This window comes from Sphingomonas sp. J344, from assembly GCF_024700005.1.
In the GTDB taxonomy this organism is placed as follows: Bacteria; Pseudomonadota; Alphaproteobacteria; order Sphingomonadales; family Sphingomonadaceae; genus Sphingomonas.
In genome coordinates this window covers 1,798,594-1,814,753 of sequence record NZ_JAJONB010000001.1, presented here as the reverse complement: position 1 = coordinate 1,814,753, position 16,160 = coordinate 1,798,594, and the positions used below count along the sequence as shown (strand labels likewise).

Sequence of the window (16,160 nt, the reverse complement as noted above, 5' to 3'; positions counted from 1 at the left end):
AGCCACTTCAGAACACCGCCGCGACCAGCTGACTGAAAGCGTCAGCACGATGGCTCATCGCGTGCTTCGCCGCAGGGTTCATCTCGCCAAAGCTGCGGTCATGGCCTTCGGGCACGAACATCGGATCATAGCCAAAGCCCCGGTCGCCACGCGGCGGCCAGATCAGCGTGCCGTCGACCCGCCCCTCGAACCATTCGACATGCCCGTCGGGCCAGGCGAGCGCGAGCGCGCAGACGAAATGCGCCGCACGCGACGTCCCCTCGGGCATTGCGTCCAGCAACGTGTTGACCCGCCGCATCGCGCGGTCGAAATCGCGGCCTTCGCCCTCCTCAGGCTCCAGCGCCGGAATGCCCGGATCGGGCAGGCCCCAGCGCGCCGAGAAAATCCCCGGCTCGCCGCCCAGCGCCTCGACGCACAGCCCGCTATCGTCGGCCAGTGCGGGCAGACCCGACAGGTCCGCCGCCTGCATCGCCTTCAGCTCGGCATTGGCGACGAAAGTCGTTCCCGTCTCCTCCGGCTCGGGCAGGTCGAGCGACGCCGCGCTGATCGGCTCGATGCCATAGGGCGCGAGCAGCTCGCGAATCTCGCGGACCTTGCCCTCATTATGGCTGGCGATGACCAGCTTGCCGGGGGCCAGCTTGCGGATCGCCTGCGGGGCGTCTCCCTCGCCGCTCATCGTCCCGTCGCCTTCAGCTGCGCAGCAAAATCTCGCCGCAGCCGATCCGCGCCAGCCGCAACAGCCGCAGCAGCCCTTCCTCGTCATAGCACGCGCCCTCGGCGGTCGCCTGCGCCTCGGCAATCTTGCCGTCGGCGAGCAGCACGAAATTGGCATCGGCATCCGCCGCGCTGTCCTCGTCATAATCCAGGTCAAGCACCGGATTGCCCTGATAGATGCCGCACGACACTGCCGCGACCTGCTGGATGATCGGATCGCTCGTCAGCTTCCCCTCCGCGATCAACTTGTCGACCGCGAGTCGCAGCGCGACCCACGCGCCGCTGATCGCCGCCGTGCGCGTGCCGCCATCGGCCTGGATCACGTCGCAATCCAGCGTGATCTGGCGCTCGCCCAGCGCCTTGAGGTCGGTCACCGCGCGCAGGGATCGCCCGATCAGCCGCTGGATCTCCTGCGTCCGCCCCGACTGCTTGCCCTTCGCCGCCTCGCGATTGCCGCGCGTGTGGGTCGCGCGGGGCAGCATGCCATATTCCGCGGTCACCCAGCCCTCGCCCTTGCCGCGCAGCCAGGGCGGCAGCCGCTCCTCGACGCTCGCGGTCACCAGCACCTTGGTATTGCCGAAACTCACCAGCACCGATCCTTCGGCGTGGATGGTGAAGTTGGGCTCGATGCTGATTGCACGCATCTGGTCGGGGGCGCGGCCGCTGGGGCGCATAGGGGGAGTCTCCTGAACTGGTTTGGCAGCGGACCTAGACGCGATGGAACGAACGCGCCAGTCTGACGCTTCGATCCGTCGGAGAAACGATATGCGGCGCGTGGGTCTTGTATTCGCATTGGGGCTGGCAATGGCGGGCTGCGCCCGCACGCCGGGGCCAACGGGACCAGTTCCAGCTGCACGCGCGGTGACGTCGATCGAATACACGACCGGACCCTGCTTTGGTGCCTGTCCAGTCTATCGCTTTAGCATTTCCAGCGATGGGAACGGGACGTTTGAGGGGCGCAAGCATACAGGCGTGACCGGCACCCGTCGATTCAGCCTCACGCGCGCCGAATATGATGCTTTCGTCGCTGCGCTTTCCCGCTTCCGTCCCGCTCCCGATACGGAGCGGGAGATCGTTCCAGGCACGCCGGACTGCAAGGCTGCGGCGACGGATCTGCCGAGCGTGGAGGTGCGCTGGGAATATGCCGACGCACGAACCAGTCGCCTCGACTATTATTTCGGCTGCGACATGGAGGCGAACCGCGCCATGGCCGACGCCATCGGCAACGCCCCCGACCTGATCCCCGCGCTGACCCCGCTGATCGGCGAACGGCCTTGAGAGCCAGCGCCGACACGCTACATCAATGATGTGACCATCCCGCCGATCACCGAACTGACCGACCGCGCCCGCGACATTTTCCGCGTCGTGGTGGAGTCGTACCTCGACGCGGGCCAGCCGGTGGGGTCGCGCACCATTTCGCGCGCGCCCGGCCTCAACCTCTCCCCCGCCTCGATCCGCAACGTCATGCAGGATCTGGAGGAGCTCGGCCTGCTCGCCGCGCCGCATACCAGCGCGGGGCGGATGCCGACCGAACTCGGCCTCCGCCTGTTCGTCGACGGCATGATGCAGGCCAACGAGCCCTCGGCGGAGGAGCGCGCCGCGATCGAATCGCGCGCCGCGACGCGCGGTCCGGTTGAGGAGGCGCTGGCCAGCACCACCGCCGCGCTGTCCGGCCTGTCCGCCTGTGCCGGCATGGTGCTCGTCCCCAAGGCGGAGCGGGTATTGCGCCAGTTCGGTTTCGTCCCACTGGGCAACGACCGCGCGCTCGCGGTGCTGGTCGGAGAGGACGGATCGGTCGAGAACCGCGTCGTCGAACTCCCCCCGGCCTGCCGCCGGGCGCGCTCGAACAGGCGGCGAACTACCTCACCGCCACGCTCGGCGGCCTGACCCTGTCCGAAGCCCGCGTCCGGATCGGCCGCCAGATCGCCACCGAACGCGCCGCGCTCGACGATGCTGCGCGCGCGCTGGTCGAACGCGGCCTTGCGGTCTGGTCGCAGGATGGCGATGATCGCCCCGTTCTGATCGTGCGCGGCCAGGCCCGCCTGCTCGACAGTGCCGCCGCCGAGGACCTCGATCGCGTCAGCCAGTTGCTCGACGAGCTGGAGGGCAAGGAGGAAATCGCCCGCCTGCTCGACAGCGCGCGCGAGGCCGACGCCGCACGCATCTTCATCGGCAGCGAGAACAAGCTGTTCGCCTTGTCCGGCTCCTCGGTCATCGCCAAACCCGTCCGCGCGATGGACGGCCGCGTCGTCGGCGTGGTGGGGGTAATCGGCCCGACGCGGTTGAACTATGCCCGCGTCGTGCCCATGGTGGACTTCACCGCTTCAACCCTGGCCAGATTGCTGGCCTGACTCATAACAGAACACGCAGGAACCATGACCGAAGACAATAAGACCGAAGCGACCGAAGACCTCCGCGCGGAGACCGCCGAGCAGGCGCCCGAAGTCGCCGAGCATGACCGCGTCGCCGAGCTGGAGGCAGAGCTGGCCGAAGCCAAGTCCGCGACCCTCTACGCCCGCGCCGAGGCCCAGAACCTGCTCCGCCGTGCGCAGAAGGAGGCGGAGGACGCGCGCAACTATGCCGCGACGGGCTTTGCGCGCGACATCCTGTCGGTCGCCGACAATCTCGGTCGCGCCCTCTCGGCGATCCCCGAAGAGCTGCGCGAGGACGAGAAGATGAAGGGGCTGATCACCGGCCTCGAAGCCACCGGCCGCGAACTCGACAGCGTCTTCGCCCGCCACGGCATCTCGAAGATCAGCGCGCTCGGCGAAGCGCTCGACCCCAACCGCCACCAGGCGATGATGGAAATCCCCAGCGCCGACGCGGAACCCGGCACGATCGTGCAGGAAATCCAGTCCGGCTACATGATCCGCGACCGCCTGCTGCGCCCCGCACTGGTCGGCGTGGCGAAGAAGCCGGATTGAATTCAACTTAGTCACCCCGGCCCTGTGCCGGGGTCCACTGCGCCGCACGTCCGGCGACAGCGGCTCGAGCATCGCGCCTGCCGCCCGGTGGATCCCGGCACGAGGCCGGGATGACGATCAAGGCGGGTAGCGCGTACCTCGCCCTTCCCCTATCTCCACCCCATGTCCGGCCGTTTTGACTCCATCCCCCACCGCCGCGCGATCATCGACCGGCGGGCATTGGCGGACGACCTCGCCGCGCTCGATGCTCCCGATACGATGCGGCTGCGTCAGGCCGGGGCGCTCCGCCTCAAACAGGCGCTGGAGGATGGGCGCGCCGAAATCGCCCGCCGACTGATCGAACACCCGGCCAAGGGGCATGAAAGCGCGGCCAGCGGCGCGTTCCTGATGGATCAGCTGCTGCGCACCCTGTGGGACTTCACCCTCGCGCGCCTCTACCCCAACAGCAACCCGACCGCGGCCGAGCGGATGACGCTGATCGCGGTGGGCGGCTATGGCCGGGGCGAGATGGCGCCGCACAGCGACGTCGATATCGGCTTCATCACCCCCTGGAAGCAGACCGGGTGGAGCGAGCAGGTCATCGAATCGATGCTCTATTCGCTGTGGGACATGGGGCTCAAGGTCGGCCACAGCTCGCGCTCGCTCGACGAGATGGTACGTGAGGCAAAGGGTGACATCACCGTGCGTACCGCCTTGCTGGAGGCGCGCTATATCTGGGGCGACACCACGCTCTATGACGAGGGTGCCGCGCGCTTCAAGGCGGAGATCCAGAACGGGACGGCGCGTGACTTCATCGCGCAAAAGCTCGCCGAACGCGATGAGCGTCACCGCAAGATGGGCGACAGCCGCTATGTCGTCGAACCCAATGTCAAGGAGGGCAAGGGCGGGCTGCGCGACCTGCACACCCTGTTCTGGATCGGCAAATACGCTCATGGCGTGCGCGAGCCGGGCGACTTGGTCGAGGCGGGGCTGCTCACCAAATTGGAGTATCGCCAGTTTCGCCGCGCCGAAAATTTCCTCTGGGCGGTGCGCTGTCACCTCCACGACCTCTCCCGTCGCGGCGAGGACCGGCTGACCTTCGACTATCAGCGCGAGATCGCGGAGCGGATGCGCTACGCCGACCGGCCGGGCAAGTCGAAGGTCGAGCGCTTCATGCACTTCTACTTCCTCCAGGCGAAGATGGTCGGCGACCTGACCGGCGTCTTCCTCGCCCATCTGGACGAGAAGTTCGCCGCGCGGGGCAGCCGTTTCGGCCTGCCCCGCATCCGCCGCAGTCCGCGCAAGCTCAAGGGCTTCGTCCTCGATCGCGGCCGCCTCGCCTTGCCGCGCGACGATTTCTTCGCCGAGGATCCGGTGCGCCTCGTCGAGCTGTTTCAGCTCGCTGACCTCCACAAGCTGGAGGTGCACCCGCTCGCGATGCGCGCCGCCAATCGCGATGCCAAGCTGATCGCCGACTGGCGCGACGATCCGCGCGCCAATGCTCTGTTCATGGACGTGCTGACCAGCCCCCGCGACCCCGAGACCGTATTGCGCTGGATGAACGAGGCGGGGGTGTTCGGCCAGTTCGTTCCGGACTTTGGCCGCGTCGTCGCGCAGATGCAGTTCGACATGTACCACCATTTCACGGTGGACGAGCACACGATCCGCGCGGTCGGCCTGCTCAACCGGATCGAAAAGGGCGACCTCAAGGAGGATCACCCGCTCTCCACCTCGATCCTCGACCAGGTCGCGTCGCGCCGCGCGCTCTACGTGTCGGTGCTGCTGCACGACATCGCCAAGGGGCGCGGCGGCGATCACAGCGTGATCGGTGCCGAGATCGCGCTCAAGCTTGGCCCCCGCTTCGGCCTGACCGCGGCGGAGACCGAGACGGTGTCCTGGCTGGTCCGCTATCACCTGCTGATGTCCGCGACCGCGTTCAAGCGCGACCTCAGCGATTTCAAGACGATCCTCGACTTTGCCGAGGTGGTGCAATCGCCCCAGCGGCTGATGATGCTGCTGATCCTCACCGTCGTCGATATCCGCGCGGTCGGCCCCGGCGTGTGGAACGGGTGGAAGCGCCAGCTGCTCACCAACCTCTTCGACAGCGCCGAGGAAGTGCTGCGCCTCGGCCACAAGCAAAAGGGTCGCAGCGAGCGGATCGCCGCGAAACAGGCCGCGCTTGGCCGCGCGCTCGACCGCGATGTCGGCGATTTCGTCCGCCGCCTCGCCGATCCTTACTGGGTTGCGGAGCCGGAGGATGTGATCGAACGCAACGCGCGCTTCATTGCCCGCGTTGGCGACGCGCAGCTGTCGGTCGAGGCAACAGTCTATCCCGATCGCGGCGCGACGCTCGTCACCGTCTATGCCGCCGACCATGCCGGGCTGTTCTACCGCATCGCCGGCGCGATCCATGCTGCGGGCGGCAACATCATCGACGCGCGCATTCACACCACGCGCGACGGCATGGCGCTCGACAATTTCCTCGTTCAGGACCCGCTCGGCCGCCCGTTCGACGATCCCGGCCAGCTCGCCCGCATCGAAAGCGGCATTGCCGAGGCGCTGGCCAACCGCGCCAAGCTCACCGAACGCCTCGCCGCCAAACCGCTCCGACTCCGCGCCGATGCCTTCACGATCGAACCGAACGTGCTGATCGACAACAAGGCGTCGAACCGCTTCACCGTGATCGAGGTGCAGGCGCGCGACCGCCCGGCGCTGCTTCACCACCTCGCTTATGCGCTGTTCCAGTCAAAGGTGACGATCCACAGCGCGCACGTCGCCACCTATGGCGAGCGCGCGGTCGATACCTTCTACGTAACCGACCTGACCGGCGACAAGATCACCGCTGTGCTGCGCCTGAAGTCACTCGAACGCCGCCTGCTCGACGCAACCGCGGGCCAAGGCGAGTTCGCCAGCGCAGCGTGACCAATCCTCCCCGGAACGGGGAGGATTTCAGTGCTTCCGCCATCGCACCCCCGCCCTACACTCCCCCATCACCACCGGGAGGACATGAGATATGGGCGTACTCGGCATGGGCGGGCTGTTCTTCCGGGCGCAGGACCCGGACGCGCTCAACACATGGTATCGCGAACATCTCGGTATCGGCGCGGGCTGCGTCGCCGAGGATAGCGGGGGCGAGGCGAATGAATGGGTGTGGCAGACGGTCGGCGGCCCGATGGTCTTCGCGCCGTTCAAGGCGACCACCGACTATTTCGCCGAAGAGAAGCAGTTCATGATCAACCTGCGCGTGCGCGATCTGGAAGGGATGCTCGAACAGCTCAACGCCGCCGGCATCGACATCATCACCAAACCCGAATGGGACGAAGGCGGCATCGGCAAATTCGCCCGCATCCACGACCCCGAAGGCAACGCCATCGAACTATGGGAGCCGCCCGTATGACCGCCGTCTGGATCGCGCTCGGCGCGGTGGCGATTTCGCTGGTCACCGTGTTCATCTCGCTCAACGCGGCGAAGGAGGCCAAACGCAAGAAAGATGGCGGTGACGGCGGCACCACCCACGCCAGCGACACCGATCGCGACCGCGCGGACAGCGATGGTAGCGGTGACAACGGCGGTGACGGCGGAGGGGGAGACTAACCAATTCCTCCCCTGAGCTTGTCTCAGGGGAGGGGGACCGCCGCCGAAGGCGGTGGTGGAGGGGCCGCGCCAACGGCGCGGAACGCGTGCGGCAAGCGATCCGCTGCGTCTGCGCGCAGCGCCCTCCACCACCCGCTACGCGGGCGGTCCCCCTCCACCAGCAAGCTGGGGGAGGAATTGACCACACTCCCTCGTCAGCCCGGCCTTGAGCCGGGCCAAGGCTTCTTCTTCCCAACGCTGAAAAGAAAGCCCAGCCCCGGGTCAAGCCCGGCGCGACGTGCTCAAATCAGCGGGCCGCACGAAGCGTGCTTCTCCAATCTCGGCTCCCCGCAGCTTCGCGAATCGCCATGCTGCGACCGTGCCAATGATCGTTGCTACGGCGACGATGATCGGAACCACGGCACTTCCGCGAGCAGTCTGATTCCACCAGAGGATAAATGAAGCCGAGAAACCCATCACAGCAATGGCGATGGCGCCGCTATAATCGGGATTTAGCCGCCCGCTCCACGCACTCTTGGGCTTCGGTGACGGATCGAGTGCGCTCCCGACAATGGCCAGCAAGAATATGGGGAAACCAAGCGTGTCGCCGAGCACGCCCCATCTTTCCTCAAAGCCGGGGTCAGACACTTCAAGATAGCGCGTCAGCACATATGCGCCGAACGTCATGGCTGCGATGATATAGGCCGTACGGGACAGACGGCGGCGCAGTCGGCGACTCAGCTTCATCGGTTCGCCCCCCTCAATCCCGCTGCCAAACCCGCACGTAATCCACTTCCATCGCCGCCGGGAACGCCTTGGGATCGATCCCCTTCTGCCCGCCCCAGCCGCCGACCGCGACGTTCAGGATCAGATATTCGGGCGTGCCGAACGGCCAGGTCTGCGGATCGCCCTTCTTATCATTCTCGAACCGCATATAGGCGCGGCCGTTCATGCCCACGAGGATGCGGTCCTCATTCCAGTCGAGCTGATAGGTGTGAAACGTCTCGCACACATCGGGCCGCACGACATGCGCGCCCTTCTGCGTCTGCGCGACATGGTTGTACGCGCCGGTATGCACCGTGCCATGGACGCGGCCATTGTCCCAGCCGACATGCTCCATGATGTCGATCTCGCCCATTGCGGGCCAGCCGCGGCGGTCGTCCGACGCCAACATCCAGATCGCGGGCCAGATGCCGCGCCCGCACGGCAATTTCGCGCGGACCTCGAAGAACCCGTAGCGCCAGTCGGCAATCCCCTTGGTGAAGATCTTGCCGGACGCATAATCCTGGCCGCCATAATCGGCCTTGTCCTTCAGCCGCTCGATCGTGGCGGTGAGGATCAGCCGGCCATTCTCGACCCGCACATTTTGCGGTCGCGCGGCGGCGTAATACTGCTTTTCCTCATTGTGCCAGCCGAGCTTGTTGCGCGCGGTGTCGTACGCCCAGCGCTTCGGATCAGGCAGGCCGTCGACATCGAACTCGTCCGACCAGACCAGCTTCGCATCCGCAGGACGGACGAGCGGCTCGTCCGTCCCGGCGGTGATCGGTGGGCTGTGCACCACCTGCGCAGCAGCAGGCAGCGATGCGGCCAGCGCGAACAGGAGGAGTGCCGCCCTCACTTGGGCGACAGCACCATCAGCATCTGCCGGCCTTCCATGCGCGGATAGCTTTCGACCTTCGCCACCTCGGCGCTGTCCTCCTGGACGCGCTTCAACAGGTTCATGCCCAGCTGGCCATGACTCAGCTCGCGCCCGCGGAAGCGCAGCGTGATCTTCACCTTGTCGCCCTCGCCGATGAACTTGTGCACCGCCTTCATCTTCGTCTCATAATCATGATCGTCGATGTTCGGACGCATCTTGATCTCCTTGATCTCCTGCGTCTTCTGCGACTTGCGGGCGAGGTTCGCCTTTTTCTGCGCCTCGTACTTGTACTTGCCGACGTCGAGATATTTGGCGACGGGCGGGTCCGCGTTCGGCGACACCTCAACCAGGTCGAGGCCAAGCGCCTGCGCCTGCTCCATCGCTTCGCGCGTGAACATCACGCCCAGATTCTCGCCCTCATGGTCGATCACGCGAACCTTGGGGGAGGTGATGAATTCATTGTGCCGCGGACCAGTGGGGACCGGAGGCGCGAAGCCGCGCCGGGACATGGGAGGACGTATAGGAACAGCTCCTGTTATAATTTCGACCAGTTACGATAACGCAGAAACGCGCGAGCGGGTAGTCCCGCCGCGCGATCCTGACGAAAAAGCCACACGCTGTGGCGCGCGGGTTACGCCTTCATATCGGGCGCCAGCGCCGCATCCGCAAGCATCGCGATGGCGTCGTCGAGGCGCATCACCTTCTGCCCCTCGCTGCCCAGCGTGCGGACCGCGACCGTGCCCTCCTCGGCCTCGCGCTTGCCGACGACCAGCAAATGCGGGACCTTGGCAAGGCTGTGCTCGCGCACCTTGTAGTTGATCTTCTCGTTGCGCAGATCGCTCTCGACCCGGATTCCGGCGGCCTTGAGCTTTACGACCGCATCCTTCGCATAGTCATCCGCATCCGACACGATCGTCGCCACCACCGCCTGCACCGGCGCCAGCCATACCGGCAGCCTTCCGGCGAAATGCTCGATCAGAATGCCGATGAACCGCTCGTACGAGCCAAAGATCGCGCGGTGCAGCATCACCGGCCGGTGCCGCTCGCCATCCTCGCCCACGTACGACGCATCCAGCCGCTCGGGCAGCACCCGGTCCGACTGGATCGTCCCCACCTGCCACGTCCGCCCGATCGCGTCGGTCAGATGCCATTCCAGCTTCGGCGCATAGAAGGCCCCCTCGCCCGGCAGCTCCTCCCAGCCATATTCGGGCGTCGCCAGCCCCGCGCGCACCACCGCGTCGCGCAGCTCATTCTCCGCCTTGTCCCAGTCGGCGTCGGAGCCAAAGCGCTTCTCGGGCCGCAGCGCCAGCTTGATCGAATAGGTGAAGCCGAAGTCGCGATACACCCGGTCCGCCAGCTCGCAGAAGGCCTGCACCTCGGCGACGATCTGGTCCTCGCGGCAAAAGATATGCGCGTCGTCCTGCGTGAACTGCCGCACGCGCATCAGCCCGTGCAGCGCGCCATGCGGCTCGTTGCGGTGGCAACAGCCATTCTCGTACAGCCGCAGCGGCAGCTCGCGATAGCTCTTCAGCCCCTGCCGGAAAATCAGCACATGCGCCGGGCAGTTCATCGGCTTCAGCGCCATCCAGTCGGCCTCGCCGCTGATCACCGGGCCGTCATCGTCGACGTTCGGCACCTCGTCGGGGATCACGAACATATTCTCGCGATACTTGCCCCAATGGCCCGACTGCTCCCACTGGCGCGCGTCCATCACCTGCGGCGTCTTGACCTCGCGATAGCCAGCAGCATCGATCGCACGGCGCATATAGGCCTCAAGCTGACGCCACACCATGTACCCCTTGGGGTGCCAGAACACGCTGCCATGCGCTTCCTGCTGCAGGTGGAACAGGTCCATCTCCGCACCCAGCTTGCGATGGTCGCGCTTCGCCGCTTCCTCCAGCTTATGCAGATGCGCGTCGAGCTGCTTCTTGTTGAGCCAGCCGGTGCCATAGATGCGCGTCAGCTGCGCATTCTTCTGGTCGCCGCGCCAATAGGCCCCCGCGACGCGCATGAGCTTGAACGCCTGCGGATCGAGCTTGCCGGTCGATGCCAGATGCGGCCCCCGGCACATGTCGAGCCAGTCGTCGCCCGACCAGTACACCGTCAGCTCCTCGCCCTCGGGCAGTTCCTTGGCCCATTCGGCCTTGAAGCTCTCGCCCTCGGCGGTCCAGCGGTCGATCAGCGCCTGCCGGCTCCACACCTCACGGCGCAGCGGCTTGTCGGCGCGGATGATCTCGCGCATCTTCTCCTCGATCGCGGGCAGATCCTCCATCGAGAAGGGCGCACGCGACGCCGGAGCCATCACGTCATAGTAAAAACCGTCATCGGTCGCCGGGCCAAAGGTGATCTGCGTCCCCGGCCACAGCGCCTGCACCGCCTCGGCCAGGATATGCGCAAAGTCATGCCGCGCCAGCTCCAGTGCATCGGCCTCGTCCCGCGCCGTCACCAGCGCCAGCGCGCTATCCTTCTCCAGCGGCCGCCCGATATCGCGCAATTCGCCATCGACCCGCGCGGCAATCGCCGCCTTGGCCAGCCCCGGCCCGATCGCGGCGGCAATGTCGCCCGGCGTGGTCCCCGGCGGCACTTCGCGCACCGAGCCATCGGGAAGCGTGATCGAAAGAAGGTCGGCCATATCAATCCTGCATGTTTGACGTGCCTATGCACGGGCACGCGGCGCTAGAAAAGGGGCAGGATCAGGAGGAGCAGCGCCATCTCACCCGATCCCGGGCAAGAGGGCGGCGGAGCGGCTCTAACCGCGCACGCCAAACCCTCCCGCCGCGGCGGGAGTGGTGGTGGTAGTGCTGGCGAAGCGATGAGCCATGGCACGGATATAGCGCGGCGCATGCTTCGACGCTACCCTCCGCCCATGCCCGCCGACCACCGCATCGCCGCCATCCTCCCCTGCCGCGACCTGCAGGCGAGCACCGATTTCTACCAGCGCCTCGGCTTTACCCTCGACAGCGACTGGGGCCATTACCGCATCCTGAGCGACGGCAAGGGCTGGCACCTCCATCTGCGCCACGAACCCAACACGCCCCAGGCCCCCGACAATCCCTTCGGCCTGTACCTCTACGCCGAAGACGTCGACGCCATCGCCAACCGCGTGCGCGATGCGATCATCGAGCCGGGTACACCCCACCTCAAACCCTGGGGCATGGTCGAATTCGCGGTCAGCGATCCCGACGGGGCACTCGTCCGCGTGGGGCGGGAGGCGAGCTGACCGCCCGCAATCTCTAGCCCCTCCCGCCTTCGCGGTAGGGGTTGGGAGGGTCTTCTTCTGCGTCTTCTTCAAGCACCCCGACGCATCACAAATTCCTCACCGCCGCCTCATTACCCCGCGCGCAAACCCCGCCATCCCTGCCCTGTCACCCAGCACAGGAGCCACCCCATGACCCCCACCACCGCGTATCGCAGCGGCATCGCGCTCGTCGGCCTCACATCCTTCCTGATCGTCTGGACCAGCATCGTCCGCGACGAAGGCAGCGCCGCCGGCAATTTCATGATCATCCTCGCCACCGCCGTCGGCGGCTATGCCTGCCGCTTCGAAGCCGCCGGTCTTGCCCGCACCATGGCCGGCGTCGCGGCGATGCAGCTCATCCTCGGCCTGCTCACCGCCACCGCCCCGATCACCGCCACCCTCCCCGGCGGCGCACCCAAGGCCTTCGCCTTCCACGCGGTGTTCACGCTGCTCTGGCTGGGAAGCGCGGCATTGTTCCGCACCGCTGCACGCAGGACGGCGACACACTAACGATCGTCACCCCGGCCCCGTGCCGGGGTCCACCCCCGCCACACGCTCGGCAGCGGAGGCTCCACCTACCAACCCCGCCACAATCGTCACCCCGGGCTTGACCCGGGGCCCAGCTTCTTCGACCGGCCAAGGCAGCTGGGCCCCGGCTCAAGGCCGGGGTGACGAAAGGAGGCGAAATCCGCTTTCCTACAAACCGCCAAAAAGCGCATAGACTGGCCGATGCGCAACCCGCCCGAAACTACCCTGAAGATACGCGACGCGCCGCTGTCGCACGCCGGTCGTGCCGGGCTCGCGCCACGGTCGCGAACCCGTCGCGCCGGTGTCGCTTGCCCGTCGCACATCGGTCGCGGCACAGTCGCCTCCCCGTCGCCCGCATGTCGCGCCGATGGTGTCAGCCCGTCGCGCAGGTGTCGCGTCACAGTCGCCTACCCGGCGCAAACCCGCCCCGTCGCGGTCGTCTCCGCCCCACACACGCCCATTTTCGTCAGGATCGTCGGACGCCTGTCAGGCGCGCGGTCAGATCACCCCGAACGGCACCACCCGGTTGAGCGCGATATGCCCGATCCCCGACCGCCCCAGATACGGCACCCCCATCTCACGGCACCAGCGGATGATGATCTGCTCAAGGCTCTCCCCGAACGGCACGTCGTTATCGACCATGTCGGTCACCGCGCCCAGCCGCACGCCCGCAATGCCCTGCAGCTGCGTGGCATGCGCCATCTGGAACAGCATCCGGTCGATCCGGTACATCGGCTCGCCGACCTCCTCGATATGCAGCACATGGTCGGTCAGGTCGGGCAGCCACGGCGTGCCGATCATCGCCGCCAGGATCGACAGGTTGAACGCCGCCGCCGGGCGACCGTCCAGCGTCGGCTCCAGCCCGTCGCGCTTGCCGTCGATCAGCCAGCTCAGCACCCAGCCCGCGTCGGTGCCCTTGTCGTTGACCCCCATGGCGCTCGCCATCGACCCATGCGCCTGCCGCCCGATCCGCCGCGCATAGAGCGCACCCAGCATGAACCCCATGTCGGAATAGCCGATATAGGTCTTGGTCTTCGCCGCAGGCCCCAACTTCGACATCGCGACATCGAGGATGCGGTTGGAACCATATCCGCCGCGCGCGAACCAGATCGCGTCGAACGCCGCGTCATTGGCGAATTCCAGAAACGCCGCCGCGCGGACATCGTCGGGACCTGCAAAATGCCCCTCGGTCAGGAAGCATTGCGGGTGGAACACGATCTCATGCGCGGGCCAGTACAGCGCCATGAACGCCTGCATCCGCGCCGCCGATTCCGCGCTGACTGTCCGTGCCGGTGCGACGACGCCGATCCGCATAGCTTTCCTTCGCCTGTCCCGCTCATGCTGAGCTTGTCGAAGCACCGTTCTTTCTGCTCGACCCGTCGAAGAAGAACGGCCCTTCGACAAGCGCAGGGCGAACGGAAGTGGGACACGCTTGCCCCCTGTCTCCGAACCCGCGATAGCCCGGCATGATGGAACACGGCAAACCCCATTTTTTCGTCGGGATCGGCGGCAGCGGCATGATGCCGCTCGCGATGATCCTCGCCGGCCAGGGCGCGAGCGTCGCCGGCTCGGACCGCAGCCTCGACTCCGGGCGCCTCCCCGCCAAGTTCGACGCGCTGCGCAACCTCGGCATCGACCTATTCCCGCAGGACGGCAGCGGCATCACCTCTTCCGATCAGGTGGTGATCGCATCCGCCGCAGTCGAAGCCACCGTCCCCGACATGGTTCAGGCCGCCAGCCTCGGCTGCCCCCGCATGACCCGGGCCGAACTCAACGCGAAACTGTTCAACGCCGCCCCGCTGTCGATCGGCGTCGCGGGGACCAGCGGCAAGTCGACCGTCACCGGCATGATCGCGTGGATCCTGTACAGCCTCGACCGCGATCCCACGGTGATGAACGGCGCGGTGATGAAGAATTTCGTGCGGCCCGAAGCACCGTTCGCCAGCGCATTGGTCGGCGAGGGCGACCTCTATGTCAGCGAGGTGGACGAGAGCGACGGCTCGATCGCGCTCTACACTCCGCAGGTCGCGGTGCTCAACAATGTCAGCCTTGACCACAAGAGCCTCGAGGAACTCCGCACCCTGTTCGGCGACTTCGCGGCCAAGGCGCGCACCACCATCGTCAATATCGGCGACCCGGAAAGCGCGGAACTGGCGAGGGCGCTCGACCCGGCCCGCACGCGAACCTTCGCGGTCGATGCCGAAGCGGACCTCTCCGCCCGCAACCTGACGCCCGAACCCTTCGCGATCAGCTTCGACCTCGAAATGGACGGCGCCACCCGCCGCATCCGCCTATCGGTGCCCGGCACCCACAATGTCGCCAACGCCCTCGCCGCGATCGGCGCTTGCATCGCCGCCGGTCTCGACCCCGATGCGGTATGCGAGGCGATTCAGGGCTTCACCGGCCTGCGCCGCCGCTTCGAACTGGTCGGCGAAGCGAACGGCGTCGCGGTGATCGACGATTTCGGGCACAACCCCGACAAGATCGGGGCGACGCTCGACACGCTCCACGCCTTTCCCGGCCGCATCCTCGCGCTGTTCCAGCCGCACGGCTATGGCCCGCTCAAGGTGATGCGCAGCGAACTCGTCGCGATGTTCGCCGACAAGCTCGCGCCGGGCGACCAGCTGATCCTCCCCGACCCGGTCTATCAGGGCGGCACCGTCACGCGCGAAGTGACCAGCGCCGACATCATCGCCGACATCGCCGCCACCGACCGCGATGCCCGCCACATCCCCGACCGCGCCGCCGCCGCCGCCCACCTCGCCGCCATCGCCCAGCCCGGCGACCGCATCGTCATCATGGGGGCAAGGGACGACACGCTCAGCCTGCTCGCGCAAAGCATCCTCGACGATTTGGAAAGGTAGGCAATCTTTTTGTAAAGCTACATTGACATCGCCAATCGAATCGGCGTAAAGCTCACTTGTCATTTGAACAAGGGAGCTTTCCAATGCGCAACACCACCCCCGCCGGTCGGCGCTACATCGCCCGGTTCATGCCGCTGATCGCGGTCTATGTCGCAACGCTGTTCATCACGACCTGGGTGATCCGCGACAGCCAGCCCTCTGGCGCGCTGCTCGGCCTGCTTTCGGTCCTCCCCGCCCTGCCGCTGGTCGGGATCATCGCCGTCCTCGGCCTGTACGTCGTCGAAGAGAGTGACGAATATCTCCGCTCGCAAATCGTCCGCCACATGATGGTCGGCCTTGGCGGCCTGCTGGCGATCATGAGCATCTGGGGGTTCCTGGAGTTCGGCGGCGCCGTCCCGCACTTCCCGACGATGCTGGGCTTCCCGATCTGGTGCGGCATCTGGGGCATCAGCCAGTGCGTCTCCGCCCTGCGCAACCGCAAGTCGGAGGAGGAAGCATGAAGAACCGCCTCCGCGTCCTCCGCGCCGAGCGAGAGTGGAGCCAGCAGGACCTCGCCGAGCGTCTCGAAGTGTCCCGGCAGAGCGTCAATGCGATCGAAACCGGCCGCTACGACCCCTCGCTGCCCCTCGCCTTCAAGATCGCCGACCTGTTCGGCCTGACGATCGAAGAGATTTTCACCAACCCCTCGAAGGAAGCCTGAG

The 16,160-nt window shown here is 66.5% G+C and carries 16 protein-coding genes and 2 pseudogenes; 11 read left to right on the top strand and 7 right to left on the bottom strand.

Going from position 1 to position 16,160, the window contains the following annotated elements:
* Window positions 1-7: 7 nt before the first annotated feature.
* Window positions 8-676 carry an RdgB/HAM1 family non-canonical purine NTP pyrophosphatase gene (gene rdgB, locus LRS12_RS09225; protein WP_257844331.1) on the bottom strand — a complete coding sequence of 223 codons (669 nt, stop codon included), beginning with the start codon at window positions 674-676 and terminating at the stop codon, window positions 8-10.
* Window positions 673-1,388, bottom strand: a pseudogene (gene rph / locus LRS12_RS09220) (ribonuclease PH). Before rph ends, rdgB begins: the two are co-directional and overlap by 4 nt.
* Before the next feature lie 91 nt (window positions 1,389-1,479).
* Here rph and LRS12_RS09215 point away from each other — a divergent pair.
* From LRS12_RS09215 to LRS12_RS09190, 6 genes and pseudogenes are all read left to right on the top strand, one after another.
* Window positions 1,480-1,992, top strand: coding sequence for a DUF6438 domain-containing protein (locus tag LRS12_RS09215; protein WP_257844330.1), 513 nt, complete (start codon window positions 1,480-1,482; stop codon window positions 1,990-1,992).
* Window positions 1,993-2,022: 30 nt separating this feature from the next.
* Window positions 2,023-3,065 (top strand): annotated as a pseudogene (hrcA, locus tag LRS12_RS09210) (heat-inducible transcriptional repressor HrcA).
* Between the two features lie 24 nt (window positions 3,066-3,089).
* A complete protein-coding gene (gene grpE, locus LRS12_RS09205) occupies window positions 3,090-3,638 on the top strand; it encodes a nucleotide exchange factor GrpE (RefSeq protein WP_257844329.1) in 549 nt (182 codons plus the stop codon).
* A 162-nt stretch (window positions 3,639-3,800) separates the two neighbouring features.
* Complete coding sequence (locus LRS12_RS09200) at window positions 3,801-6,539, top strand: [protein-PII] uridylyltransferase (RefSeq protein WP_257844328.1); 2,739 nt, start codon at window positions 3,801-3,803, stop codon at window positions 6,537-6,539.
* 91 nt (window positions 6,540-6,630) lie between these two features.
* Window positions 6,631-7,014 (top strand): VOC family protein, encoded by a 384-nt coding sequence (locus tag LRS12_RS09195; RefSeq protein ID WP_257844327.1) that lies wholly within the window; start codon window positions 6,631-6,633, stop codon window positions 7,012-7,014.
* Complete coding sequence (locus tag LRS12_RS09190) at window positions 7,011-7,211, top strand: hypothetical protein (RefSeq protein WP_257844326.1); 201 nt, start codon at window positions 7,011-7,013, stop codon at window positions 7,209-7,211. The genes LRS12_RS09195 and LRS12_RS09190 overlap by 4 nt, the downstream gene beginning before the upstream one ends.
* A 261-nt stretch (window positions 7,212-7,472) precedes the next feature.
* Here the strand turns inward: LRS12_RS09190 and LRS12_RS09185 are convergent, their stop codons facing one another.
* The 4 genes from LRS12_RS09185 to thrS form a co-directional block, all read right to left on the bottom strand.
* Window positions 7,473-7,937 (bottom strand): hypothetical protein, encoded by a 465-nt coding sequence (locus LRS12_RS09185; protein WP_257844325.1) that lies wholly within the window; start codon window positions 7,935-7,937, stop codon window positions 7,473-7,475.
* 13 nt (window positions 7,938-7,950) lie between these two features.
* A complete protein-coding gene (locus LRS12_RS09180; protein WP_257844324.1) occupies window positions 7,951-8,808 on the bottom strand; it encodes a glycoside hydrolase family 16 protein in 858 nt (285 codons plus the stop codon).
* The gene (gene infC / locus LRS12_RS09175; protein ID WP_257844323.1) at window positions 8,805-9,338 is read right to left on the bottom strand and encodes a translation initiation factor IF-3; all 534 of its coding nucleotides are present in this window, start codon (window positions 9,336-9,338) and stop codon (window positions 8,805-8,807) included. The genes LRS12_RS09180 and infC overlap by 4 nt, the downstream gene beginning before the upstream one ends.
* Window positions 9,339-9,460: 122 nt before the next feature.
* Complete coding sequence (gene thrS / locus LRS12_RS09170) at window positions 9,461-11,461, bottom strand: threonine--tRNA ligase (protein ID WP_257844322.1); 2,001 nt, start codon at window positions 11,459-11,461, stop codon at window positions 9,461-9,463.
* Window positions 11,462-11,695: 234 nt separating this feature from the next.
* Here thrS and LRS12_RS09165 point away from each other — a divergent pair, with 234 nt between their 5' ends.
* A complete protein-coding gene (locus LRS12_RS09165) occupies window positions 11,696-12,049 on the top strand; it encodes a VOC family protein (RefSeq protein ID WP_257844321.1) in 354 nt (117 codons plus the stop codon).
* Between the two features lie 168 nt (window positions 12,050-12,217).
* Window positions 12,218-12,577, top strand: a complete 360-nt coding sequence (locus LRS12_RS09160) for a hypothetical protein (RefSeq protein WP_257844320.1) — start codon at window positions 12,218-12,220, stop codon at window positions 12,575-12,577.
* Window positions 12,578-13,093: 516 nt separating this feature from the next.
* On the opposite strand, the gene LRS12_RS09155 is transcribed toward LRS12_RS09160, so the two are convergent.
* Window positions 13,094-13,909, bottom strand: coding sequence for an LD-carboxypeptidase (locus LRS12_RS09155; RefSeq protein ID WP_257844319.1), 816 nt, complete (start codon window positions 13,907-13,909; stop codon window positions 13,094-13,096).
* 155 nt (window positions 13,910-14,064) lie between these two features.
* Here LRS12_RS09155 and LRS12_RS09150 point away from each other — a divergent pair, with 155 nt between their 5' ends.
* The 3 genes from LRS12_RS09150 (at window position 14,065) to LRS12_RS09140 (ending at window position 16,159) form a co-directional block, all read left to right on the top strand.
* Window positions 14,065-15,459, top strand: a complete 1,395-nt coding sequence (locus LRS12_RS09150; RefSeq protein ID WP_257844318.1) for a glutamate ligase domain-containing protein — start codon at window positions 14,065-14,067, stop codon at window positions 15,457-15,459.
* An 83-nt stretch (window positions 15,460-15,542) separates the two neighbouring features.
* Window positions 15,543-15,959 carry a hypothetical protein gene (locus LRS12_RS09145; RefSeq protein WP_257844317.1) on the top strand — a complete coding sequence of 139 codons (417 nt, stop codon included), beginning with the start codon at window positions 15,543-15,545 and terminating at the stop codon, window positions 15,957-15,959.
* Window positions 15,956-16,159 carry a helix-turn-helix transcriptional regulator gene (locus LRS12_RS09140; protein ID WP_257844316.1) on the top strand — a complete coding sequence of 68 codons (204 nt, stop codon included), beginning with the start codon at window positions 15,956-15,958 and terminating at the stop codon, window positions 16,157-16,159. The genes LRS12_RS09145 and LRS12_RS09140 overlap by 4 nt, the downstream gene beginning before the upstream one ends.
* Window position 16,160: the final 1 nt, after the last annotated feature.

Coding starts and splice junctions, on each gene's coding strand:
- LRS12_RS09155 (WP_257844319.1), bottom strand. CDS start 13,909: ATGCGGATCGGCGTCGTCGCACCGGCACGGACAGTCAGCGCGGAATCG.
- LRS12_RS09215 (WP_257844330.1), top strand. CDS start 1,480: ATGCGGCGCGTGGGTCTTGTATTCGCATTGGGGCTGGCAATGGCGGGC.
- infC (WP_257844323.1), bottom strand. CDS start 9,338: ATGTCCCGGCGCGGCTTCGCGCCTCCGGTCCCCACTGGTCCGCGGCAC.
- LRS12_RS09150 (WP_257844318.1), top strand. CDS start 14,065: ATGGAACACGGCAAACCCCATTTTTTCGTCGGGATCGGCGGCAGCGGC.
- LRS12_RS09200 (WP_257844328.1), top strand. CDS start 3,801: ATGTCCGGCCGTTTTGACTCCATCCCCCACCGCCGCGCGATCATCGAC.
- LRS12_RS09140 (WP_257844316.1), top strand. CDS start 15,956: ATGAAGAACCGCCTCCGCGTCCTCCGCGCCGAGCGAGAGTGGAGCCAG.
- grpE (WP_257844329.1), top strand. CDS start 3,090: ATGACCGAAGACAATAAGACCGAAGCGACCGAAGACCTCCGCGCGGAG.
- LRS12_RS09145 (WP_257844317.1), top strand. CDS start 15,543: ATGCGCAACACCACCCCCGCCGGTCGGCGCTACATCGCCCGGTTCATG.
- LRS12_RS09160 (WP_257844320.1), top strand. CDS start 12,218: ATGACCCCCACCACCGCGTATCGCAGCGGCATCGCGCTCGTCGGCCTC.
- LRS12_RS09190 (WP_257844326.1), top strand. CDS start 7,011: ATGACCGCCGTCTGGATCGCGCTCGGCGCGGTGGCGATTTCGCTGGTC.
- rdgB (WP_257844331.1), bottom strand. CDS start 676: ATGAGCGGCGAGGGAGACGCCCCGCAGGCGATCCGCAAGCTGGCCCCC.
- LRS12_RS09195 (WP_257844327.1), top strand. CDS start 6,631: ATGGGCGTACTCGGCATGGGCGGGCTGTTCTTCCGGGCGCAGGACCCG.
- thrS (WP_257844322.1), bottom strand. CDS start 11,461: ATGGCCGACCTTCTTTCGATCACGCTTCCCGATGGCTCGGTGCGCGAA.
- LRS12_RS09165 (WP_257844321.1), top strand. CDS start 11,696: ATGCCCGCCGACCACCGCATCGCCGCCATCCTCCCCTGCCGCGACCTG.
- LRS12_RS09185 (WP_257844325.1), bottom strand. CDS start 7,937: ATGAAGCTGAGTCGCCGACTGCGCCGCCGTCTGTCCCGTACGGCCTAT.